We start from the raw sequence: 24,152 nt of genomic DNA on the forward strand, positions 1-24,152 counted from the left end.
AACGGTAACCCTTGGGTTACCGTTTTTAATGTTTTCACCCTCTCCCTGTGGGAGAGGGCCGGGGTGAGGGCATCAGGCCGCACCCAACATCTTTTAGCGCTTCAGGTCAGACTTAAAATCACGCTGCTCGTAGCCGGTATACAGCTGACGAGGACGGGCGATTTTCATGCCTTCGCTGTGCATTTCGTTCCAGTGCGCAATCCAGCCTACGGTACGGGCCATAGCGAAGATCACGGTGAACATGGAAGACGGAATGCCCATCGCTTTCAGAATAATGCCAGAGTAGAAATCGACGTTCGGGTAGAGTTTCTTCTCGATGAAGTACGGGTCGTTCAGTGCGATGTGTTCCAGCTCCATCGCCACTTCCAGCAGATCATCTTTGGTACCCAGCTCTTTCAGCACTTCGTGGCAGGTCTCACGCATGACGGTGGCGCGCGGGTCGTAGTTTTTGTAAACACGGTGACCGAAGCCCATCAGGCGGAAGGAGTCATTCTTGTCTTTCGCGCGACGCACGAACTCAGGAATGTGCTCAACGGTGCTGATCTCTTCCAGCATCTTCAGTGCCGCTTCGTTCGCGCCGCCGTGCGCCGGTCCCCACAGGGAAGCGATGCCCGCAGCGATACAGGCGAACGGGTTCGCGCCTGAAGAGCCCGCGGTACGGACGGTAGAGGTAGAGGCGTTTTGTTCGTGGTCAGCGTGCAGGATCAGAATACGGTCCATTGCGCGTTCCAGCACCGGGTTCACTTCGTACTCTTCGCACGGTGTGGAGAACATCATGCGCAGGAAGTTACCCGCGTAAGAGAGGTCATTGCGCGGATACACAAACGGCTGGCCGATGGAGTATTTGTAGCACATCGCCGCCATGGTCGGCATTTTGGACAGCAGGCGGAACGCCGCGATATCACGGTGACGCGGGTTATTCACGTCAAGGGAGTCGTGGTAGAACGCCGCCAGCGCACCGGTGATACCGCACATCACCGCCATCGGGTGAGAGTCACGGCGGAACGCATGGAACAGACGGGTAATCTGCTCATGGATCATGGTGTGACGGGTCACGGTGGTTTTGAATTCATCGTACTGTGCCTGCGTTGGTTTTTCGCCGTTCAGCAGGATGTAGCACACTTCCAGATAGTTGGATTCGGTGGCTAACTGATCGATGGGGAAGCCGCGATGGAGCAGGATACCTTCGTCACCGTCAATGTAGGTGATTTTGGATTCGCAAGATGCGGTAGAGGTAAATCCAGGGTCAAAGGTGAATACACCTTTAGAGCCCAGCGTACGGATATCAATAACATCCTGACCGAGCGTGCCTTTTAGCACATTCAGTTCAATAGCAGTGTCACCATTTAGGGTGAGCGTTGCCTTTGTATCAGCCATTTACGGTCTCCTTAGCGCCTTATGCTTAAGACTGCGCTTTACCGGATTTGCTTTCAGCTGTTAATCACCGTTACCAGATTGTTATTTGGCTTTCCGCTCAGCTCACGAGGACAAACCAGGGTACAGAGCTATGGCGCCTTGCAGGTAAACGAATGAAATATCAGTGAAACCACAGCAAATCAGCGTTTTTGCAGTCCGAATTATTCAAACCTGTATATCACTAATAACTGTCCTGATAACTTCGGTCAATACCATCACACTGTTACATAACTATTTGTCAGGTGAAAGAGAGACCTCATAACTTTTGCGCATTATATGCCTTTTCTAATGACGTTTGTAACAATATTGTTTAACATTTGTCAAATCAGATGATTAAAAATTAAAAAGATGTTGTTATCGTGACCCTGATCACTGTTCCAGAGAAAACCCGACAAACTGTATGTAGGTTAATTGTAATGATTTTGTGAACGGCCTATACTGCCGCCAGGTCTCCGGAACACCCTGCAATCCCGAGCCACCCAGCGTTGTAACGTGTCGTTTAAGCATCTGGAAGCAGTGTTTTGCATGACGCGCAGTTATAGAAAAGGAACGCTGCTTGACCCGCATCGCAGTCCGGAGGAAGGAAACAATAAGAACAGCATGTGGGCGTTATTCATGATAAGAAATGTGAAAAAACAAAGACCTGTCAATCTGGATCTCAAAACGATCCGGTTCCCTGTAACAGCAATAGCGTCCATTCTGCACCGTGTTTCTGGTGTGATTACGTTTGTGGCGGTCGGTATTTTGCTGTGGTTACTGGGCACCAGCCTCTCTTCCCCTGAAGGATTCCTCCAGGCCTCTGCCATCATGAACAGCTTCTTCGTGAAATTCATCATGTGGGGCATTCTGACCGCGCTGGCGTACCACGTCGTTGTGGGTGTTCGCCATATGCTGATGGACTTTGGCTACCTGGAAGAGACTTTCGAAGCCGGAAAACGCTCCGCTAACATTTCATTTGTGATTACTGTCGTGCTTTCACTTCTCGCAGGAGTTCTCGTATGGTAAGCAACGCCTCCGCATTAGGACGCAACGGCGTACATGACTTCATTCTGGTCCGTGCTACCGCCATCGTTCTCACTCTTTACATCATCTATATGATCGGTTTCTTCGCGACCAGCGGCACGCTGACGTGGGAAATCTGGAGTGGGTTCTTCGGATCCGCCTTCACCAAAGTGTTCACCCTGCTGGCTCTGTTCTCCATCCTTATTCATGCGTGGATTGGCATGTGGCAGGTGTTGACCGATTACGTTAAACCGCTGGCGATTCGCCTCCCACTGCAGCTGGCCATTGTTGTTGCACTGGTGGTTTACGTTATTTATGGATTCGTTGTGGTGTGGGGTGTGTAATGAAACTGCCAGTCAGAGAATTTGATGCTGTTGTAATTGGTGCCGGTGGCGCAGGTATGCGTGCCGCACTGCAAATTTCCCAGAGCGGCCAGACCTGTGCGCTGCTCTCTAAAGTTTTCCCGACCCGTTCCCACACTGTGTCTGCGCAGGGCGGTATCACCGTTGCGCTGGGTAACTCCCATGAAGATAACTGGGAATGGCACATGTACGACACGGTAAAAGGTTCCGACTACATCGGCGACCAGGATGCCATCGAATATATGTGTAAAACCGGCCCGGAAGCGATTCTGGAGCTGGACCATATGGGGCTGCCGTTCTCCCGTCTGGAAAATGGCACTATCTATCAGCGTCCGTTTGGCGGCCAGTCGAAAAACTTCGGCGGCGAGCAGGCGGCACGCACCGCGGCGGCGGCTGACCGTACCGGTCACGCACTGCTGCACACCCTGTATCAGCAGAACCTGAAAAACCATACCACCATCTTCTCCGAGTGGTACGCGCTGGATCTGGTGAAAAACGCCGATGGCGCAATCGTCGGCTGTACCGCGCTGTGCATCGAAACCGGTGAAGTGGTTTACTTCAAAGCCCGTGCTACCGTGCTGGCTACCGGCGGCGCAGGCCGTATCTATCAGTCCACCACCAACGCCCACATCAACACCGGTGACGGCGTCGGTATGGCTATCCGCGCGGGCGTGCCGGTTCAGGATATGGAGATGTGGCAGTTCCACCCAACCGGTATCGCCGGTGCGGGCGTTCTGGTGACGGAAGGCTGCCGCGGTGAAGGTGGCTACCTGCTGAACAAACACGGCGAGCGCTTCATGGAGCGTTATGCCCCGAATGCGAAAGACCTGGCGGGTCGTGACGTGGTGGCGCGTTCCATCATGATCGAAATCCGTGAAGGCCGCGGCTGTGACGGCCCATGGGGTCCACACGCGAAGCTGAAGCTCGACCACCTGGGTAAAGAAGTTCTGGAGTCCCGTCTGCCGGGCATCCTGGAACTGTCCCGCACCTTCGCACACGTCGACCCGGTGAAAGAGCCGATTCCGGTTATCCCAACCTGCCACTACATGATGGGCGGTATTCCGACCAAAGTGACCGGTCAGGCGCTGACCGTAAACGAGCAGGGCGAAGACGTGGTTATTCCTGGCCTGTTCGCGGTAGGCGAAATTGCCTGCGTATCCGTACACGGTGCAAACCGTCTGGGTGGCAACTCCCTGCTGGACCTGGTGGTGTTTGGTCGTGCAGTCGGTCTGCATCTGCAGGAATCCATTGCCGAGCAGGGCGCGCTGCGTGACGCGACCGACGACGAAATTGATGCCTCTCTTGAGCGCCTCAACCGCTGGAACGGTAACCGCAACGGCGAAGATCCGGTGGAAATCCGTAAAGCGCTGCAGGAATGTATGCAGCACAACTTCTCGGTATTCCGCGAAGGCGACGCGATGGCCAAAGGTCTTGAGCAGCTGAAAGCGATCCGCGAGCGTCTGAAAAATGCCCGTCTGGACGACACCTCCAGCGAATTCAACACCCAGCGCGTTGAGTGCCTGGAGCTGGATAACCTGATGGAAACCGCGTTCGCGACGGCGATGTCGGCAAACTTCCGTACCGAAAGCCGTGGCGCGCATAGCCGCTTCGACTTCCCGGATCGTGATGACGAAAACTGGCTGTGCCATTCCCTGTATCTGCCAGAGTCGGAATCCATGACGCGTCGTAGCGTCAACATGGAACCGAAACTGCGTCCGGCGTTCCCGCCGAAGATTCGTACTTACTAATGCGGAGACAGGATAATGAAACTCGAATTCTCAGTTTATCGTTATAACCCGGATGTTGATGACGCTCCGCGTATGCAGGACTACACCCTGGAAGCGGAAGAAGGTCGCGATATGATGCTGCTGGATGCCTTAATCCAGCTTAAAGAAAAAGATCCAACGCTGTCGTTTCGCCGCTCCTGCCGTGAAGGGGTTTGCGGCTCTGACGGTGTGAACATGAACGGCAAAAATGGCCTGGCCTGCATCACGCCAATTTCAGCGTTGCAGCGTCCTGGTCAGAAAATTGTTATCCGTCCTCTGCCTGGCCTGCCGGTCGTGCGTGATTTGGTGGTAGACATGGGGCAATTCTATGCACAATATGAGAAGATTAAGCCTTACTTATTGAATAATGGGCAAAATCCACCCGCTCGCGAGCACTTACAGTCTCCTGAGCAGCGTGAAAAACTCGATGGGTTGTACGAGTGTATTCTCTGCGCATGCTGTTCAACGTCCTGCCCGTCGTTCTGGTGGAACCCGGACAAGTTTATCGGCCCGGCCGGTTTGCTGGCTGCCTATCGCTTCCTGATCGATAGCCGCGACACCGAAACCGATAGCCGTCTGGAAGGACTGAGTGACGCTTTCAGCGTATTCCGCTGCCATAGCATCATGAACTGCGTCAGTGTGTGTCCGAAGGGGCTGAACCCGACGCGCGCCATCGGCCATATTAAGTCGATGCTGCTGCAGCGCAGTGCGTAAGTAGTGAGAGGGGAGCGGTGTTCCCCTCACCCTAACCCTCTCCCAAAGGGAGAGGGGACAGATTGCAGGAAATCTTTAAAAACTGCCGACGGCATTCCCCCTCTCCCTTAGGGAGAGGGTAGGGGTGAGGGTAAAGACCCTTAGACAGTTTCTAAAGGTTCCTTCGCGGGCCAAATGAAAAGAGCTCGCAGGTGAACCCCGGCACGTACACGTGGTGTGCGTGGTAGTTTCTACGGCGAAAGTAAGCATAAAAATGCTTAAGGGATCACGATGCAGAACGGCGCAATGAAAGCCTGGCTGGACTCTTCTTTCCTTTCTGGTGCGAACCAGAGCTGGATTGAACAGCTCTATGAAGACTTCTTAACCGATCCTGACTCAGTGGACGCTAACTGGCGTTCCATGTTCCAGCAGTTGCCTGGCACAGGGGTCAAACCGGATCAATTCCATTCCAAAACACGTGATTATTTCCGTCGTCTGGCGAAGGATGCCTCACGTTACTCTTCTGCGATTTCCGACCCTGACACCAATGCGAAGCAGGTTAAAGTCCTGCAGCTTATCAACGCTTATCGCTTCCGCGGTCACCAGCATGCGAATCTCGATCCGCTGGGACTGTGGAAACAAGACCGTGTGGCCGATCTCGATCCGGCATATCACGATCTGACCGAGGCCGATTTCCAGGAAAGCTTTAACGTAGGTTCCTTTGCCATCGGCAAAGACACGATGAAGCTGGGCGATCTGATTGACGCGCTCAAGCAAACCTACTGCGGCTCCATCGGCGCGGAATACATGCACATTACCTCTACCGAAGAGAAACGCTGGATCCAGCAGCGCATCGAATCCGTAGCGGGCCACGCGACCTTCTCGGCTGACGAAAAAAAACGCTTCCTGAACGAACTGACCGCAGCGGAAGGGCTTGAGCGCTATCTGGGCGCGAAATTCCCGGGCGCAAAACGCTTCTCGCTGGAAGGCGGCGACGCGCTGGTGCCGATGCTGAAAGAGCTGATTCGTCACGCAGGCAAGAGCGGCACCCGCGAAGTGGTACTGGGCATGGCGCACCGTGGTCGTCTGAACGTGCTGGTCAACGTGCTGGGTAAAAAACCTCAGGACCTGTTTGACGAGTTCGCGGGCAAACATAAAGAACACCTCGGCACCGGCGACGTGAAGTACCACATGGGCTTCTCGTCAGATATCGAAACTGAAGGCGGTCTGGTTCACCTGGCGCTGGCGTTTAACCCGTCACACCTGGAAATCGTTAGCCCGGTGGTTATCGGTTCCGTGCGTGCGCGCCTGGATCGTCTGGACGAGCCGAGCAGCAATAAAGTGCTGCCGATCACCATCCACGGCGATGCGGCGGTAACAGGGCAGGGCGTAGTTCAGGAAACCCTGAACATGTCGAAAGCGCGTGGTTACGAAGTGGGCGGTACCGTTCGCATCGTGATTAACAACCAGGTGGGCTTTACCACCTCTAACCCGCTTGACGCGCGTTCTACCCCATACTGCACCGACATCGGTAAGATGGTGCAGGCGCCAATCTTCCACGTTAACGCGGATGACCCGGAAGCCGTTGCTTTTGTTACCCGTCTGGCGCTGGACTTCCGTAACACCTTCAAGCGCGATGTGTTCATTGACCTCTTCTGCTACCGCCGTCACGGCCACAACGAAGCGGATGAGCCAAGTGCAACCCAGCCGCTGATGTACCAGAAAATCAAAAAACACCCGACCCCGCGCAAAATCTATGCTGACAAGCTGGAGAGCGACAAAGTGGCGACGCTGGAAGATGCGACCGAAATGGTCAACCTCTACCGCGACGCGCTGGATGCAGGTGAATGCGTGGTGAAAGAACTGCGCCCGATGAACATGCACTCCTTTACCTGGTCGCCGTACCTCAACCACGAGTGGGATGAGAGCTACCCGAACAAGGTTGAGATGAAGCGCCTGCAGGAGCTGGCTAAACGCATCAGCACCGTACCGGACGCTATCGAGATGCAGTCTCGCGTGGCGAAAATCTACGCTGACCGTCAGTCCATGGCGGCAGGCGAGAAGCTGTTCGACTGGGGCGGCGCGGAAACGCTGGCCTACGCAACGCTGGTTGACGAAGGCATTCCTGTTCGTCTGTCCGGTGAAGATGCCGGCCGTGGGACCTTCTTCCACCGTCACGCGGTTGTTCACAACCAGTCCAACGGTTCAACCTACACCCCGCTGCAGCACGTGCACAACGGTCAGGGCCAGTTCAAGGTCTGGGACTCCGTGCTGTCTGAAGAAGCGGTTCTGGCCTTCGAATACGGTTACGCCACCGCTGAACCACGTACCCTGACCATCTGGGAAGCGCAGTTCGGTGACTTCGCCAACGGTGCGCAGGTGGTGATCGACCAGTTCATCTCCTCCGGCGAGCAGAAGTGGGGCCGTATGTGTGGCCTGGTAATGCTGCTGCCGCACGGTTATGAAGGTCAGGGTCCGGAGCACTCCTCCGCGCGTCTGGAACGTTATCTGCAGCTCTGCGCCGAGCAGAACATGCAGGTCTGCGTGCCGTCCACCCCGGCGCAGGTCTACCACATGCTGCGTCGTCAGGCGCTGCGCGGTATGCGCCGTCCGCTGGTGGTAATGTCGCCGAAGTCCCTGCTGCGTCACCCGCTGGCGGTGTCGAGCCTGGATGAGCTGGCAAACGGCACCTTCCTGCCGGCCATCGGTGAAATTGACGAGCTGGATCCGCAGGCCGTGAAGCGTGTGGTGATGTGTTCTGGTAAGGTTTATTACGACCTGCTGGAACAGCGCCGTAAGAACGATCAGAAAGATGTCGCCATCGTGCGTATCGAACAGCTTTATCCGTTCCCGCACCAGGCGGTGCAGGAAGCGCTGAAACCGTACGCTCACGTTCATGATTTTGTCTGGTGCCAGGAAGAGCCGCTTAACCAGGGCGCATGGTACTGCAGCCAGCATCATTTCCGTGAAGTGATTCCATTTGGGTCAGCCCTGCGTTATGCAGGTCGCCCGGCCTCCGCCTCTCCGGCGGTAGGGTATATGTCCGTTCACCAGAAGCAGCAACAAGATCTGGTCAATGACGCGCTGAACGTCGATTAATTAAAGGATACATAATGAGTAGCGTAGATATTCTTGTTCCCGACCTGCCTGAATCCGTAGCAGATGCGACCGTCGCTACCTGGCACAAAAAACCAGGCGATGCCGTTAAGCGCGATGAAGTGCTGGTAGAAATCGAAACTGACAAAGTGGTACTGGAAGTACCGGCTTCGGCGGATGGTGTTCTGGATGCTGTGCTGGAAGATGAAGGCACAACCGTAACCTCTCGTCAGATCCTGGGTCGCCTGCGCGAAGGCAACAGCGCGGGCAAAGAGTCCAGCGCGAAATCTGAAGAGAAAGCCTCTACGCCGGCTCAACGCCAGCAGGCTTCTCTGGAAGAGCAGACCAACGATGCGCTCAGCCCGGCGATCCGTCGCCTGCTGGCTGAGCACAACCTGGACGCGGCGGCCATTAAAGGCACCGGTGTGGGTGGTCGTCTGACCCGTGAAGATATCGAGAAGCACCTGGCGAAAGCGCCTGCGAAAGCAGAAGCAAAAGCCCCTGCGGCAGCGCCAGCAGCACAGCCTGCTCTGGGTGCCCGCAGCGAAAAACGTGTGCCAATGACTCGCCTGCGTAAGCGTGTGGCTGAGCGTCTGCTGGAAGCGAAAAACTCCACCGCGATGCTGACCACCTTCAACGAAGTGAACATGAAGCCAATCATGGACCTGCGTAAGCAGTACGGTGACGCGTTTGAAAAACGTCACGGTATCCGTCTGGGCTTTATGTCCTTCTACGTGAAAGCGGTGGTTGAAGCGCTGAAACGCTACCCGGAAGTGAACGCGTCCATCGACGGTGATGACGTGGTTTACCACAACTACTTCGATGTCAGCATGGCGGTATCTACTCCGCGTGGCCTGGTGACCCCAGTACTGCGTGACGTGGATACCCTGGGTATGGCTGATATCGAGAAAAATATTAAAGAGCTGGCTGTGAAAGGCCGCGACGGCAAGCTGACCGTAGATGACCTGACCGGCGGTAACTTCACCATTACCAACGGCGGCGTATTCGGTTCGCTGATGTCTACCCCAATCATTAACCCGCCGCAGAGCGCGATCCTGGGTATGCATGCCATTAAAGATCGTCCTATGGCGGTAGACGGTAAAGTTGAGATCCTGCCGATGATGTACCTGGCACTGTCTTACGATCACCGTCTGATCGATGGCCGCGAGTCCGTGGGCTTCCTGGTGGCGATTAAAGAGCTGCTGGAAGATCCAACGCGTCTGCTGCTCGACGTCTAGTTTGCAGTCTTGCCCGGCGGCATATAGCTGCCGGGCCTATAAAAGCACGACCTAACGATTACCTGAAGGATGGATAGAACACATGAACTTACATGAATATCAGGCCAAACAGCTGTTTGCCCGGTATGGCTTACCGGCTCCGGTGGGTTATGCCTGTACTACCCCGCGTGAAGCAGAAGAAGCCGCATCTAAAATCGGTTCCGGCCCTTGGGTAGTTAAGTGTCAGGTTCACGCTGGTGGCCGTGGTAAAGCGGGCGGTGTGAAGGTTGTTAAGAGCAAAGAAGAGATTCGTGCGTTTGCTGAACATTGGCTCGGCAAGCGTCTGGTGACCTACCAGACAGATGCGAACGGCCAGCCGGTTAACCAGATCCTGGTAGAAGCCGCGACCGACATCGCGAAAGAACTGTACCTGGGTGCGGTTGTTGACCGTAGTTCCCGTCGCGTGGTGTTCATGGCGTCTACCGAAGGCGGCGTGGAAATCGAAAAAGTGGCAGAAGAAACCCCGCACCTGATCCACAAAGTGGCTATCGATCCGCTGGCAGGCCCAATGCCTTACCAGGGTCGTGAGCTGGCGTTCAAACTGGGTCTGGAAGGTAAACTGGTTCAACAGTTCACCAAGATCTTCATGGGTCTGGCGACCATCTTCCTGGAGCGTGACCTGGCGCTGATCGAGATCAACCCGCTGGTGATCACCACTCAGGGCGACCTGATCTGCCTCGATGGCAAGCTGGGCGCTGACGGCAACGCGCTGTTCCGCCAGCCGGATCTGCGCGAAATGCGTGACCAGTCCCAGGAAGACCCGCGTGAAGCGCAGGCTGCACAGTGGGAACTGAACTACGTGGCGCTGGATGGCAACATCGGCTGCATGGTTAACGGTGCGGGCCTGGCAATGGGTACCATGGACATCGTTAAGCTGCACGGCGGTGAGCCAGCAAACTTCCTCGACGTAGGCGGTGGCGCAACCAAAGAGCGCGTAACCGAAGCGTTCAAAATCATCCTGTCTGACGACAACGTGAAGGCCGTTCTGGTTAACATCTTCGGCGGTATCGTGCGTTGTGACCTGATCGCCGACGGTATCATCGGTGCAGTGGAAGAAGTGGGTGTTAACGTTCCGGTAGTTGTACGTCTGGAAGGTAACAACGCTGAACTCGGCGCGAAAAAACTGGCTGACAGCGGCCTGAATATTATTGCAGCGAAAAGTCTGACGGATGCAGCTCAGCAGGTTGTTGCCGCAGTGGAGGGGAAATAATGTCCGTTTTAATTAATAAAGATACCAAGGTTATCTGCCAGGGCTTCACCGGTAGCCAGGGGACTTTCCACTCCGAACAGGCGATTGCCTACGGTACGCAGATGGTTGGCGGCGTAACGCCAGGTAAAGGCGGTACTACGCACCTGGGTCTGCCGGTGTTTAACACCGTGCGTGAAGCTGTAGAAGCGACGGGCGCAACCGCGACCGTGATCTACGTTCCGGCACCGTTCTGCAAAGACTCCATTCTGGAAGCGATCGATGCAGGTATTAAACTGATCATCACCATCACTGAAGGCATCCCGACGCTGGATATGCTGACCGTGAAGGTTAAGCTGGATGAAGCTGGCGTGCGTATGATCGGCCCGAACTGCCCAGGCGTTATCACTCCAGGCGAATGCAAAATCGGTATCATGCCAGGCCACATTCACAAGCCGGGCAAAGTGGGCATCGTGTCCCGTTCCGGTACGCTGACCTATGAAGCGGTCAAACAGACCACCGATTACAGCTTCGGCCAGTCCACCTGTGTGGGCATCGGCGGTGACCCGATCCCGGGCTCTAACTTCATCGACATCCTGAAGCTGTTCCAGGAAGATCCACAGACCGAAGCGATCGTGATGATCGGTGAGATCGGCGGTAGCGCGGAAGAAGAAGCCGCTGCTTACATCAAAGAACACGTGACCAAACCAGTTGTCGGTTACATCGCGGGTGTGACCGCGCCGAAAGGCAAGCGTATGGGTCACGCGGGCGCGATCATCGCCGGTGGTAAAGGTACGGCTGATGAGAAATTCGCAGCGCTGGAAGCCGCAGGCGTGAAAACCGTTCGCAGCCTGGCGGATATCGGCGAAGCACTGAAATCCATCATTAAGTAAGTCCTCTCTGCTCCCCGGAAGGGGGGCGTTGAAGTATAAAAATGTCCGTTTCGACATGGTTGGCCGCTGTAAAGCGGCCTTTTTTATTGCCTGCGTCTGGCGACTAGCGTGAACTTGTAATCGTCGGTATTGAACACGTTGCGGCTGTATTCAAATACCCGTCCGTCCTTCAGAAACCCGCGGGAGACTTTTTCCAGGATCGGCTTTGCCGGATCGAGCGACAGCGCGGCGATCGCCTCCTCTGACGGCATGATCGGCACCAGCTCCTGTTCGCTGCGATCGATAACCAGCTTTTTGATCTGCTCAACGTAGTGGTATTTCGAATTCTCCATCACTTCCCAGGTGAGGTCGGGGAACAGGGCCAGCGGCATCCACGTTTCTTCCAGATTTACCGGTTTTTGTTTGATAAAGCGGACGCGTTTGACGTGCCAGACTTTATCGTCATGAGAGAGATTCAGCTTTTCGGCAAGTTTCGCATCGGCTTTCAGCACTTCGAAAATGCTCACCTCACTGTGGGTATCCACGTTCCGGTCCGCCAGTTTTTCGTAAAACCCGGTGAGCTGGTAAATGTCGTAATTGACGCGCTCTTCTTTTACGTAGGTGCCGCTGCCCTGAATGCTCTCGACGATCTGCTCTTCCGTAAGCAGCTTTAGCGCCTGTCTAACCGTGACGCGACTCACGTTGAATGCCTCCTGAAGGCTGGATTCCGTCGGTAACGCATCGCCAGGCTTTAACTCTCCCGCGCTGATTTTTTCGCGAAGCGCATCGGCTATTTGCCGGTACATCGGTTTGTTACCCATCGAATCTGCCTTTCTAATACCTTTGCATGGAATTATGCCTCTCACTTAAAATTTGTAAATAATACAACTTAAATACAAATTTGCATTGTTAGTGAAAATGATCACATAAATGTATTGTGCGACCTGCCACAATTGCCGCCAGACAATAACAACTTAAGTGTGAGGATCTTATGAACCTGACGACTCTGACCCACACCAGTGCTGTCTGCGTGCAGGCGCACTATGCCAGCCGTGATGAGGCCATTCGCCAGCTTACAATGCGGCTGGTGGCGCTGGGCAAAATTACAGATGGCGATGCATTTTTGGCGGAGGTCTACCGTCGCGAATCGCAGGGGCCAACCGCCCTGGGTGAAGGGCTGGCTGTCCCGCATGGTAAATCGAGCGCGGTGAACGAAGCGGCTTTTGCGGTTGCTACGCTGCGCGAACCGCTGGAGTGGGAGGGGGTGGATGGCCCTGAACGCGTAGAGCTGATCGTCCTGCTTGGCATCCCGCCAGCTGAAGCAGGATCCACGCATATCCAGGTGCTGACGGCGCTGACGTCTCGCCTTGCCGATGATGCCCTCCGGGAACGCGTTATGGCTGCAGAGACGGCAGAGGATCTGCTTGATGCGCTGAACGGTGTCTCGAAGGAAGACGAGGCTGATACGCGGGTGAATGCACCAACCGTCGTCTGTGTCACTGCCTGTCCGGCGGGGATCGCGCATACCTATATGGCCGCAGAGTACCTGGAAAAAGCGGGACGTAAGCTCGGCGTCAACGTGGTGGTCGAAAAGCAGGGTGCGAACGGTATTGAAGGGCGTATTACTGCCCAGCAGTTGCTGGAGGCGAAAGCATGTATTTTTGCCGCAGAAGTGGCGATCAAAGAGAGCGAGCGCTTTCAGGGCATCCCCGCCATTTCCGTGCCCGTCGCGGAACCCCTGCGCAATGCTGAAGCGTTGATTGAGCGCGCGCTGGCGCTAAAGCCTTCTACCGATGCGCGCCATGCCCAGGTCGATACCGAAACGAAAAAGCGCGTTAAAGCTGAACTCAAGCAGGCGCTTCTCAGCGGCATCTCTTTTGCGGTGCCGCTGATCGTCGCCGGCGGTACGGTGCTGGCCGTATCGGTACTGCTGGCGCAAATCCTTGGCCTGCAGCACCTGTTTGACCAGGAAAACTCATGGCTGTGGATGTACCGTAAGCTTGGCGGCGGCATGCTCGGCATTTTGATGGTGCCTGTCCTGTCGGCCTACACCGCCTACTCGCTGGCGGATAAACCTGCGCTGACGCCGGGCTTTGCGGCCGGTCTGGCTGCCAACATGATCGGCTCCGGTTTTCTCGGCGCTATCGTCGGCGGGCTGATCGCGGGCTATCTGATGCGCTGGGTGAAAAACCACATCCGGCTTAGTAGCCGCTACAACGGCTTTCTGACTTTTTATCTCTATCCGGTGATTGGCGTGCTGGGCGCGGGCAGCCTGATGCTGTTTGTGATTGGCGAACCGGTGGCCTGGCTCAATGACACGCTCACCGTCTGGCTTAACGGTCTGTCCGGCGCGAATGCGCTGCTTCTGGGGGCAATCCTCGGGTTTATGTGCTCATTCGATTTGGGTGGCCCAGTCAACAAAGCCTCTTACGCGTTCTGCCTGGGGGCGATGGCGAACGGGTTATACGGTCCCTATGCCATCTTTGCTTCCGTCAAAATGGTCTCAGCCTTTACCGTCACGGCGTCAACGATGCTGGCACCGAAGCTGTTCAAGTCATTTGAAATTGAAACCGGCAAATCGACCTGGCTGCTCGGCCTCGCGGGCATTACCGAAGGGGCGATTCCGATGGCGATAGAAGATCCGCTTCGCGTTATTGGCTCATTTGTACTCGGATCCATGGTGACAGGCGCGGCTGTCGGTGCGATGGGGATCGGGTTGTCTACGCCGGGGGCCGGGATTTTCTCTCTTTTTTTACTTCACGATGCCGGGTTGGGTGGTGTGGTTGCTGCGGCGGGCTGGTTTGGCGCGGCGCTGGTGGGTACCGCTATCTCCACCCTGGTTCTGCTGCTCTGGCGACGCCAGGCGGTAAAAAAGGGCAACTACGTCACTGAAGACGCCTTATCGTAAAAACGCACAAACAGGAAACGAAGATGAAAGCTGTATCTCGCGTTCATATCACGCCGCATATGCACTGGGACCGTGAGTGGTACTTCACCACCGAAGAGTCGCGTATTCTTCTGGTCAATAATATGGAAGAGATCCTGACCCGTCTGGAGCAGGATGATGAGTACAAATACTACGTCCTCGATGGACAGACGGCGGTGCTGGAGGATTATTTTGCCGTTGTGCCCGAAAACCGCTCTCGCGTGAAGGCGCTTGTCGAACGTGGAAAACTGATTATCGGCCCCTGGTATACCCAGACCGATACCACGATTGTGAGCGGCGAGTCGATTGTCCGCAACCTGATGTACGGCATCCGGGATTGTATGGCCTTCGGCGAGCCGATGAAAATCGGCTATCTGCCGGATTCGTTTGGCATGTCCTGCCAGCTTCCGCATATCTATAACGGGTTTGGCATTACCCGCACGATGTTCTGGCGCGGCTGTTCTGAACGCCACGGGACCGATAAAACCGAATTTCTCTGGCAGAGCCAGGACGGCAGTGAAGTGACGGCACAGGTGCTGCCGCTGGGCTACGCGATTGGTAAGTACTTACCGGAGGACGAAGCGGGGCTGCGAAAACGGCTCGACAGCTATTTTGAGGTTCTGGAAAAGGCGTCCGTCACCAAAGCGATTTTGCTGCCCAACGGCCACGACCAGATGCCGCTGCAGCAGAACATTTTCGCGGTGATGGATAAGCTTCGTGAAATCTATCCGCAGCGTCAATTTGTGATGAGCCGGTTTGAGGAGGTCTTTGATCGCATCGACGCGCACCGCGATGACCTGGCAACCTTAAAAGGTGAGTTTATCGACGGGAAATACATGCGCGTGCACCGGACCATCGGCTCCACGCGCATGGATATCAAAATCGCCCATGCGCGTATTGAGAACAAAATTGTCAATATCCTTGAGCCGCTGGCGACGCTTGCCTGGACGCTGGGCTTCGACTATCACCACGGCTTGCTGGAGAAAATGTGGAAAGAGATCCTGAAAAACCACGCTCACGACAGCATCGGCTGCTGCTGCAGCGACAAGGTGCATCGCGAGATTGTCTCCCGCTTTGAACTGGCTGAGGACATGGCAGATAACCTGGCGCGTTTCTTTATGCGCAAGATTGTCGACAACATGCCGCAAAGCGACGCCGATAAGCTGGTGATGTTCAACCTGATGCCCTGGCCGCGTGAAGAGGTGATGAACACCACGATTCGACTGCGCGCCAGCCAGTTCCGTCTGCGGGATGACAAAGGCAATGAGATCCCGTATTTCATTCGCAGCGCGCGCGACCTAGACCCGGGCCTCATTGACCGGCAGATTGTTCACTACGGCAATTACGAACCGTTTATGGAGTTTGATATTCAGCTCAGCCAGATACTGCCGGCGATGGGCTACCGTACGCTGTTTATCGAACCTAACGTGGCCGGGAAGGTGCTCTCTCCGGGGGTAAATACCGCATCCTTACTTGAAAACGCCTTCTGGCAGATTGACTTAAATGACGACGGTACGCTGCGCCTGCGCGACAAAGAAACCGGGCTTGTTTATGACCGCGTGCTGGAAATCGAAGAGAGCTCGGATGATGGCGATGAGTACGACTACTCACCTTCGCGGGAAGAGTGGAGACTCACTTCCACGCAGGGCGAGCATGAATTTGAGGTTACGCATGAAGGCTGGCAGAGCAGGGCGGTTATCCGCCATCGAATAGCCGTTCCGGCGAACCTGGCCGAACGCGCGGCGCGCCAGCGAAACGGCTATCTCGACGCTGAATTTGAGATTACGCTAAGCCATAACAGCAGACGCATTGACGTGGCGGTGCGCCTGGATAATCAGGCCAACGACCACCGCGTTCGCGTGCTGATCCCAACGCCGTTTATGACAGAGGAAGTGTTAGCGGATACGCAGTTTGGCTCGATCACTCGCCCGGTGCAGGACGCGGCGATGGAAAACTGGCGGGAGGAGGGGTGGAAAGAAGCGCCGGTTCCCGTCTGGAATTTACTTAACTACGCCGTATTGCAGGAAAAACGAAACGGGCTTGCGCTATTTACCGAGGGGCTGCGTGAATTTGAAGTCGTGGGCGATGAACAAAAAGCATTTGCTCTGACCTTGCTGCGCGGCGTGGGGGTACTCGGCAAAGAAGATCTGCTCCTGCGCCCCGGCAGACCATCCGGTATCAAAATGCCGGTCCCGGACTCTCAGGTGCGTGGTCCGCTAAGCTGTCGCTTTAGCCTCTTCAGCTTCAGCGGCTCGCCGGAAAACGCGGGTGTCGCGCAGCAGGCTCAATCGTGGTTAACGCCGGTGCAGTGTTATAACAAGATCCCCTGGGATGCAATGAAGCTGAATCGCGCCTCGTTGACCACGCCGGAAAGTTACAGCCTGTTAGCGCTTTCGCCAACGGGATGCGTACTCAGTGCGATCAAAAAAGCGGAAGATCGCGATGAGCTCATTCTTCGTCTGTTCAACCCTTCGCAGTCCAGAGCATGTGACGCGACGCTAGCCGTCAATCCGGGGGTGAAGCGGTGCTGCGAAACGGACATGAATGAACGGCTGAAGGACCACGGTGAAGACGAAGGCATTGTCGGGGCGTTCAAACCGGGACAGTCGCGAACCTTTAGCCTTCTTCTTGCCTGAGAACCGCTGATATCATTAAAAGGCTGCACTGTTTGCGGCCTTTTTCATTAATAGTCACTCCGCGGTGTTAAGTTAGGGGGGGGTAAAAGTAAAATAAATGTAATTACGAAGGGTTGCATAAATGCCATGGAAAAATAACCCGGCCTGACTGTGCTTTATTGTTTGCCGCGCATCGAAATGAGGCTTTTGTTTCGCGTTAATTAAAATCACTTCTGTTTATATTTTTTTTCGTCTTCGATAACCAATCACATCTTTACATGCACATATCATTAACATGGTTTTTACCATTCTTACCACGATTAAACATAGTTAACATCAAGGTTTGTTTTTGATTTAAATCAAAGTTTAATCCTTGGAAAAAGGTGTCGAAAAGCGCTAAATTGATCCCCGATCAAAATGGCCGAAAAGTGGTAATTTTGCTATAAATTGATCGCCGTCGAAAAACGTAAATGTGATTCAATAAAAACCTGTTTATTGTAAGGGTTTTGCAGCGTATTATATTTGCGGGATCAATTTGAGTTTTTTATTAACGTATTTGTAACCTCACGTCATCGTTTTTATCCTTCTTCAGGGTAATAACGACGACAAGGATGCGAATAATTTGTATTGGGGCATGCGTGTGGATCTCTCTCTGACGGGGTTCACTCTCGGAGTCTTCATGCGATGAGCAAGGAGTCATGATGTTAGATATAGTCGAACTGTCGCGCTTACAGTTTGCCTTGACCGCGATGTACCACTTCCTGTTTGTGCCACTGACGCTCGGTATGGCGTTCCTGCTGGCCATTATGGAAACGGTATACGTTCTCTCCGGCAAACAGATTTATAAAGATATGACCAAGTTCTGGGGCAAGTTGTTTGGTATCAACTTCGCACTGGGCGTGGCAACCGGTTTGACCATGGAGTTCCAGTTCGGGACTAACTGGTCTTACTATTCCCACTATGTCGGGGATATCTTCGGTGCGCCGCTGGCCATTGAAGGTCTGATGGCATTCTTCCTCGAATCCACCTTTGTAGGTCTGTTCTTCTTCGGCTGGGACCGTCTGGGTAAAGTCCAGCATATGGCGGTGACCTGGCTGGTGGCATTAGGTTCGAACCTGTCCGCGCTGTGGATCCTGGTGGCGAATGGCTGGATGCAGAACCCTATCGCGTCTGATTTCAACTTCGAAACTATGCGTATGGAGATGGTCAGCTTTGCCGAGCTGGTCCTGAACCCGGTTGCGCAGGTTAAATTCGTTCACACCGTCGCCTCTGGCTACGTGTGCGGTGCGATGTTTGTACTGGGCATCAGCTCTTACTACATGCTGCGCGGTCGTGACTTCGCGTTTGCTAAGCGCTCCTTTGCTATCGCTGCAAGCTTCGGTATGGCAGCAATCCTCTCTGTTATCGTTCTGGGTGATGAATCCGGTTACGAAATGGGTGACGTGCAGAAAACCAAACTGGCTGCCATCGAAGCCGAATGGGAAACCCAACCGGCGCCTGCTGCCTTTACGCTGTTCGGCATTCCCGATCAGGACGCGCAGGAAAACCGCTTCGCCATTCAGATCCCTTACGCGCTGGGTATCATCGCCACCCGTTCTGTTGATAAGCAGGTGACAGGTCTTAAAGAGCTGATGGTTCAGCACGAAGAGCGTATCCGTAACGGTATGAAAGCCTACTCGCTGCTGGAACAGCTGCGTGCCGGTTCTACCGACCAGGCCGTTCGCGACCAGTTCAACAACGTGAAGAAAGATCTGGGTTACGGTTTGCTGCTGAAGCGTTATACCCCGAACGTTTCTGATGCGACAGAAGCGCAGATCCAGATGGCAACCAAAGACTCGATTCCACGCGTTGCGCCACTGTACTTCGCATTCCGTATCATGGTGGGCTGCGGCATCATCATGCTGCTGATCATTGCGGCGTCCTTCTGGTCCGTGATTCGCAACCGCATCGGCGAGAAAAAATGGCTGCTGCGCACCGCGCTGTACGGTATTCCACTGCCGTGGATCGCGATCGAATCCGGCTGGTTTGTTGCGGAGTACGGCCGTCAGCCATGGGCGATTGGTGAGGTACTGCCAACGGCGGTAGCTAACTCGTCCCTGACAGCGGGCGACCTGATCTTCTCCATGCTGCTGATCTGTGGTCTGTACACCCTGTTCCTGGTGGCTGAACTGTTCCTGATGTTCAAGTTCGCGCGCCTTGGCCCAAGCAGCCTGAAAACCGGTCGCTATCACTACGAGCAGTCCACTGCGACTACTCAGCCGGCACGCTAAGACAGGAGTCATCAAATGATCGATTATGAAGTATTGCGTTTTATCTGGTGGCTGTTGATCGGCGTTCTGCTGATCGGTTTCGCCGTCACGGATGGTTTCGACATGGGGGTGGGGATGCTCACCCGTTTCCTCGGTCGTAATGACACTGAGCGTCGAATCATGATCAACTCCATCGCCCCTCACTGGGACGGTAACCAGGTGTGGCTGATCACCGCTGGCGGCGCGCTGTTCGCTGCCTGGCCGATGGTCTACGCGGCTGCGTTCTCCGGCTTCTACGTGGCGATGATTCTGGTGCTGGCCTCTTTATTCTTCCGTCCGGTTGGTTTCGACTACCGTTCCAAGATTGAAGACACCCGCTGGCGCAACATGTGGGACTGGGGCATCTTCATCGGTAGCTTCGTTCCACCGCTGGTGATCGGCGTGGCGTTCGGTAACCTGCTGCAGGGCGTACCGTTCCACCTGGACGAATACATGCGTCTTTACTACACCGGTAACTTCTTCCAGCTGCTGAATCCGTTTGGCCTGCTGGCCGGCGTGGTGAGCGTGGCGATGATCATCACTCAGGGCGCAACCTATCTGCAGATGCGTACGGTTGGTGAACTGCACCTGCGTTCGCGCGCGACGGCTCAGGTCGCTGCGCTGGTCACGCTGGTCTGCTTTGCACTGGCCGGTGTGTGGGTGGTGTACGGCATCGATGGCTACGTGGTGACGTCTGCAATCAACCATACTGCGCCGTCTAATCCGCTGACCAAAGAAGTGGCGCGTCAGGCAGGTGCATGGCTGGTGAACTTTAACAATACCCCTGCGCTGTGGGCTATCCCGGCTCTGGGCGTATTGCTGCCGCTGCTGACCGTGTTGACGTCTCGTCTGGAGAAAGGCGCGCTGGCGTTCGTGTTCTCATCACTGACCCTGGCGTGCATCATCCTGACATCGGGTATCGCGATGTTCCCATTCGTCATGCCATCCAGCACCATGCTGAATGCTAGCCTGACCATGTGGGACGCAACGTCCAGCCATATGACGCTGAACCTGATGACGTATGTTGCTTGCGTGTTCGTTCCGATTGTTCTGGCCTACACCATCTGGTGTTACTGGAAAATGTTCGGTCGTATCACTAAAGAACATATCGAAAGCAACACCCACTCTATGTACTAAGTAAGGAGCTGAATATGTGGTATTTCGCATGGATTTTAGGGACGCTTCTTGCCTGTGCATTTGGTGTCATCACTGCCCTGGCGCTTGAGCACGTCGAAGCGACCAAAGCGGGTGAAGAAAAACACTGATGAATATTATCGCGACGCTTTACGCGGTAATGGACAAGCGCCCGTTACGGGCGCTTTCTTTAGTGATGGCATTACTGCTGGCAGGTTGTATCTTCTGGGACCCTTCGCGCTTTGCAGCGAAAACCAGCGAGCTTGAAATCTGGCACGGCTTCCTCATTATGTGGGCGGTGTGTGCAGGTGTGATCCACGGCGTGGGCTTTCGTCCGAAAGCCGTTCACTGGCAGGGAATTTTCTGCCCGCTGATTGCCGAGCTGGTGCTTCTCGCCGGTTTGATTTTCTTCTTCTTCTGAATAAGAAATGTCCGTTAACGTTATGGGCTTACCCGAGCCCATAAAAATTTACTCTCCGTTTACTTTCTCCCATTCCCAACCCTCTTTCCCGCGCGTATAGTAGCGAAGTTTAAAAGCATTAACTTTTGTTGCATTACCGGGATGTAAAGTGAATACAACGCTGTTTCGATGGCCGGTTCGTGTCTATTACGAAGATACCGATGCCGGTGGTGTGGTTTACCACGCCAGCTACGTTGCTTTTTATGAACGGGCACGCACAGAGATGCTGCGCCATCATCACTTTAGTCAACAGGTGCTGTTGGCTGAGCGAGTTGCCTTCGTGGTACGCAAGATGACGCTTGAGTATTTTGCGCCTGCCAGACTCGACGATATGCTCGAAGTCCAAACTGAAATTACATCAATGCGCGGGACCTCACTGGTTTTCACGCAGCGGATAGTCAACGCAGAGAATACCGTACTGAACTCAGCTGAAGTGCTGATTGTTTGTGTTGATCCAACCATAATGAAGCCTCGTGCGCTTCCTAAGTCTATTGTCGCGGAGTTTAAGCAGTGACTGACATGAATATCCTTGATTTGTTCCTGAAGGCAAGCCTTCTGGTTAAACTTATCATGTTGATTTTGATTGGTTTTTCAATCGCATCCTGGGCCATCATCATCCAGAGAACGCGTATCCTCAATGCCGCTGGCCGTGAAGCTGAAGCGTTTGAAGATAAGTTCTGGTCGGGTATTGAGCTTTCTCGTCTGTATCAGGAAAGCCAGGGACGCCGTGAAAACCTTACAGGCTCCGAGCAAATTTTTTATAGCGGTTTCAAAGAGTTTGCTCGTCTGCATCGTGCAAACAATCATGCTCCGGAAGCGGTGGTAGAAGGTGCCTCGCGTGCGATGCGCATCTCTATGAACCGCGAGCTGGAAAATCTCGAAACGCATATTCCATTCCTCGGCACTGTTGGTTCCATCAGCCCGTATATCGGCCTGTTTGGTACCGTGTGGGGGATTATGCACGCCTTTATCGCGCTGGGCGCGGTGAAGCAGGCAACGTTGCAGATGGTTGCACCGGGTATCGCTGAAGCACTGATTGCGACCGCTATCGGTCTGTTTGCGGCAATTCCTGCGGTTATGGCTTACAACCGTCTGAACCAGCGCGTGAACAAACTGGAACTGAACTACGACAACTTTATGGAAGAGTTCACTGCGATTCTGCACCGTCAGGCGTTTACCAGCACCGAGAGCAACAAGGGGTAAACCATGGCCAGATCGCGTGGACGAGGTCGTCGCGAGCTCAAGTCCGAAATCAATATCGTTCCACTGCTGGACGTCCTGCTGGTACTGCTGCTGATCTTCATGGCGACAGCGCCAATCATTACCCAGAGTGTGGAAGTGGATCTGCCGGATGCGACAGAATCACAGGCGGTGAGCACCAATGACGATCCTCCGGTTATCATTGAGGTTTCCGGCGTAGGGCAATACAGCGTCGTGGTAGAGAAAGATCGTATGGATCAGCTGCCGCCTGAGCAGGTTATTGCTGAAGCGCAGCGTCGCCTCGAGTCAAATCCGAAAACGGTCTTCTTAATCGGTGGCGCGAAAGACGTACCCTACGATGAAATTATTAAAGCGCTGAACTTGCTACATAGTGCGGGTGTTAAGTCAGTTGGCTTAATGACCCAACCTATTTGATCATCCGCGTAGTTTTTGGGAACCGATAGTGTCAAAGGCAACCGAACAGAACGACAAGCTTAAGCGAGCGATAATCGTCTCCGCAGTGCTGCACGTGATTCTCTTTGCAGCGCTGATCTGGAGTTCGTTCGACGAGCATATTGATGCATCAGCCGGCGGCGGTGGAGGGTCTTCCATTGACGCCGTGATGGTGGATCCCGGTGCGGTAGTACAGAACTATAATCGCGAACAACAGCAGAAGGCGAGTGCCAAACGGGCTGAAGAGCAGCGTGAAAAACAGTCGCAACAGCAGGCGGAAGAACTGCGTGAAAAGCAGGCCGCAGAGCAGGAGCGTCTGAAGCAGCTTGAGAAGGAGCGTTTGCAGGCGCAGGAAGCTGCGAAAGAGCAGGCGGAACAGCAGAAGCAAGCCGAAGAGGCCGCGAAAAAAGCCCAGGAACAGCAAAAGCAGGCGGAAGAGGCGGCAGCAAAAGCCGCAGCGGACGCGAAAGCACAGGCTGATGCCCAGGCAAAATTAGCGGCAGAAGCGGCGAAGAAAGCCGCTGCTGATGCCCAGAAGAAAGCTGAAGCGGAAGCCGCGAAGAAAGCCGCAGCTGATGCTCAGAAGAAAGCCGAAGCGGAAGCCGCGAAAAAAGCCGCTCAGGAAGCAGAGAAGAAAGCTGCTGCCGAGGCCGCGAAGAAAGCGGCTGCGGCTGAGAAAGCGGCTGCAGAAAAAGCTGCCGCCGCTGAAAAAGCCGCTGCCGATAAAAAAGCTGCAGCTGAGAAGGCTGCTGCCGATAAGAAAGCTGCAGCTGAGAAGGCTGCTGCCGATAAGAAAGCTGCAGCTGAGAAGGCCGCTGCCGATAAGAAAGCTGCTGCTGATAAAGCGGCTGCCAAAAAGGCCGCTGCTGCTGAAAAAGCCGCTGCCGCCGCAGGGGTTGACGATCTGCTGGGCGATTTGAGCTCCGGTAAGAATGCACCGAAAACGGGCGGTGGGGCGAAAGGAAACAACGCAGCGCCGACGGGAAGTGGTAACACTAAGAGTAACGGTGCGACAGGGGCTGAAATCAACGGTTATGCCGCGCAGATTAAATCCGCTATTGAAAGCCGATTCTATGATGCGTCTTCCTATACCGGTAAAACGTGTACGTTGCGTATAAAACTGGCTCCGGACGGCATGCTGCTGGATATTAAGTCTGAAGGTGGCGACCCGGCTTTATGTACTGCGGCCCTGGCTGCAGCGCGTCAGGCGAAGATGCCTAAACCGCCGTCTCAGGCAGTTTACGAAGTCTTCAAAAATGCGCCGCTGGACTTCAAACCTTAAGTTACATTTTCCCCGTGCAAACGGGGAAAAATAGACCAGGTTTAGTCACAGGGTTCTGGTAGTTTTGTCTATTTGAGTTTGTTAACATTCTGCTAAATTATCGTGGGTAAGGTTACCCGGATAA

20 protein-coding genes are annotated in these 24,152 nt (G+C 54.5%); 18 read left to right on the top strand and 2 right to left on the bottom strand.

Going from position 1 to position 24,152, the window contains the following annotated elements:
• Positions 1-93: 93 nt before the first annotated feature.
• The gene (locus tag ACMWLG_RS07160) at positions 94-1,377 is read right to left on the bottom strand and encodes a citrate synthase (RefSeq protein WP_045402205.1); all 1,284 of its coding nucleotides are present in this window, start codon (positions 1,375-1,377) and stop codon (positions 94-96) included.
• A 639-nt stretch (positions 1,378-2,016) separates the two neighbouring features.
• On the opposite strand from ACMWLG_RS07160, the gene sdhC reads away from it, so the two are divergent.
• From sdhC to sucD, 8 genes are all read left to right on the top strand, one after another.
• Positions 2,017-2,421 (top strand): succinate dehydrogenase cytochrome b556 subunit, encoded by a 405-nt coding sequence (sdhC, locus tag ACMWLG_RS07165; RefSeq protein WP_020684965.1) that lies wholly within the window; start codon positions 2,017-2,019, stop codon positions 2,419-2,421.
• Positions 2,415-2,762, top strand: a complete 348-nt coding sequence (gene sdhD, locus ACMWLG_RS07170; RefSeq protein WP_008501088.1) for a succinate dehydrogenase membrane anchor subunit — start codon at positions 2,415-2,417, stop codon at positions 2,760-2,762. Before sdhC ends, sdhD begins: the two co-directional genes overlap by 7 nt.
• On the top strand, positions 2,762-4,528 hold the full coding sequence (sdhA, locus tag ACMWLG_RS07175; protein ID WP_023310789.1) for a succinate dehydrogenase flavoprotein subunit: 1,767 nt from the start codon (positions 2,762-2,764) through the stop codon (positions 4,526-4,528). Before sdhD ends, sdhA begins: the two co-directional genes overlap by 1 nt.
• Positions 4,529-4,543: 15 nt before the next feature.
• Positions 4,544-5,260, top strand: coding sequence for a succinate dehydrogenase iron-sulfur subunit SdhB (gene sdhB / locus ACMWLG_RS07180; protein WP_008501090.1), 717 nt, complete (start codon positions 4,544-4,546; stop codon positions 5,258-5,260).
• Positions 5,261-5,530: 270 nt separating this feature from the next.
• Complete coding sequence (sucA, locus tag ACMWLG_RS07185; RefSeq protein WP_045402209.1) at positions 5,531-8,338, top strand: 2-oxoglutarate dehydrogenase E1 component; 2,808 nt, start codon at positions 5,531-5,533, stop codon at positions 8,336-8,338.
• Between the two features lie 14 nt (positions 8,339-8,352).
• A complete protein-coding gene (gene odhB, locus ACMWLG_RS07190) occupies positions 8,353-9,573 on the top strand; it encodes a 2-oxoglutarate dehydrogenase complex dihydrolipoyllysine-residue succinyltransferase (RefSeq protein WP_028019435.1) in 1,221 nt (406 codons plus the stop codon).
• A gap of 82 nt (positions 9,574-9,655) precedes the next feature.
• The gene (gene sucC / locus ACMWLG_RS07195) at positions 9,656-10,822 is read left to right on the top strand and encodes an ADP-forming succinate--CoA ligase subunit beta (protein ID WP_006809579.1); all 1,167 of its coding nucleotides are present in this window, start codon (positions 9,656-9,658) and stop codon (positions 10,820-10,822) included.
• Positions 10,822-11,691: a succinate--CoA ligase subunit alpha gene (gene sucD / locus ACMWLG_RS07200; RefSeq protein WP_045402214.1), complete on the top strand. Its 870-nt coding sequence runs from the start codon at positions 10,822-10,824 to the stop codon at positions 11,689-11,691. Before sucC ends, sucD begins: the two co-directional genes overlap by 1 nt.
• An 83-nt stretch (positions 11,692-11,774) precedes the next feature.
• On the opposite strand, the gene ACMWLG_RS07205 is transcribed toward sucD, so the two are convergent.
• Positions 11,775-12,491: a GntR family transcriptional regulator gene (locus ACMWLG_RS07205; RefSeq protein WP_021241016.1), complete on the bottom strand. Its 717-nt coding sequence runs from the start codon at positions 12,489-12,491 to the stop codon at positions 11,775-11,777.
• Positions 12,492-12,661: 170 nt separating this feature from the next.
• Between ACMWLG_RS07205 and mngA the strand changes: the two genes are divergently transcribed.
• The 10 genes from mngA (at position 12,662) to tolA (ending at position 24,028) form a co-directional block, all read left to right on the top strand.
• Positions 12,662-14,578, top strand: coding sequence for a PTS 2-O-a-mannosyl-D-glycerate transporter subunit IIABC (mngA, locus tag ACMWLG_RS07210; protein ID WP_045402216.1), 1,917 nt, complete (start codon positions 12,662-12,664; stop codon positions 14,576-14,578).
• A gap of 23 nt (positions 14,579-14,601) precedes the next feature.
• Positions 14,602-17,232: a mannosylglycerate hydrolase gene (gene mngB, locus ACMWLG_RS07215; protein ID WP_045402218.1), complete on the top strand. Its 2,631-nt coding sequence runs from the start codon at positions 14,602-14,604 to the stop codon at positions 17,230-17,232.
• 680 nt (positions 17,233-17,912) lie between these two features.
• The gene (gene cydA / locus ACMWLG_RS07220) at positions 17,913-19,481 is read left to right on the top strand and encodes a cytochrome ubiquinol oxidase subunit I (protein ID WP_023310795.1); all 1,569 of its coding nucleotides are present in this window, start codon (positions 17,913-17,915) and stop codon (positions 19,479-19,481) included.
• A 15-nt stretch (positions 19,482-19,496) separates the two neighbouring features.
• Positions 19,497-20,636 (top strand): cytochrome d ubiquinol oxidase subunit II, encoded by a 1,140-nt coding sequence (gene cydB, locus ACMWLG_RS07225; protein WP_023334940.1) that lies wholly within the window; start codon positions 19,497-19,499, stop codon positions 20,634-20,636.
• A gap of 14 nt (positions 20,637-20,650) precedes the next feature.
• Positions 20,651-20,764, top strand: a complete 114-nt coding sequence (gene cydX, locus ACMWLG_RS07230; RefSeq protein WP_003858598.1) for a cytochrome bd-I oxidase subunit CydX — start codon at positions 20,651-20,653, stop codon at positions 20,762-20,764.
• The gene (ybgE, locus tag ACMWLG_RS07235; protein ID WP_045402221.1) at positions 20,764-21,054 is read left to right on the top strand and encodes a cyd operon protein YbgE; all 291 of its coding nucleotides are present in this window, start codon (positions 20,764-20,766) and stop codon (positions 21,052-21,054) included. The genes cydX and ybgE overlap by 1 nt, the downstream gene beginning before the upstream one ends.
• Positions 21,055-21,202: 148 nt before the next feature.
• A complete protein-coding gene (gene ybgC / locus ACMWLG_RS07240; RefSeq protein WP_003858593.1) occupies positions 21,203-21,607 on the top strand; it encodes a tol-pal system-associated acyl-CoA thioesterase in 405 nt (134 codons plus the stop codon).
• On the top strand, positions 21,604-22,296 hold the full coding sequence (tolQ, locus tag ACMWLG_RS07245; protein WP_008501101.1) for a Tol-Pal system protein TolQ: 693 nt from the start codon (positions 21,604-21,606) through the stop codon (positions 22,294-22,296). The genes ybgC and tolQ overlap by 4 nt, the downstream gene beginning before the upstream one ends.
• A gap of 3 nt (positions 22,297-22,299) precedes the next feature.
• The gene (tolR, locus tag ACMWLG_RS07250; protein WP_003858589.1) at positions 22,300-22,728 is read left to right on the top strand and encodes a colicin uptake protein TolR; all 429 of its coding nucleotides are present in this window, start codon (positions 22,300-22,302) and stop codon (positions 22,726-22,728) included.
• 28 nt (positions 22,729-22,756) lie between these two features.
• Complete coding sequence (gene tolA, locus ACMWLG_RS07255; protein WP_045402223.1) at positions 22,757-24,028, top strand: cell envelope integrity protein TolA; 1,272 nt, start codon at positions 22,757-22,759, stop codon at positions 24,026-24,028.
• Positions 24,029-24,152: the final 124 nt, after the last annotated feature.

The organism is Enterobacter sp. 01-M-02-SI-ECC, from assembly GCF_047530595.1.
GTDB classification, from domain to species: Bacteria; Pseudomonadota; Gammaproteobacteria; order Enterobacterales; family Enterobacteriaceae; genus Enterobacter; species Enterobacter cloacae_M.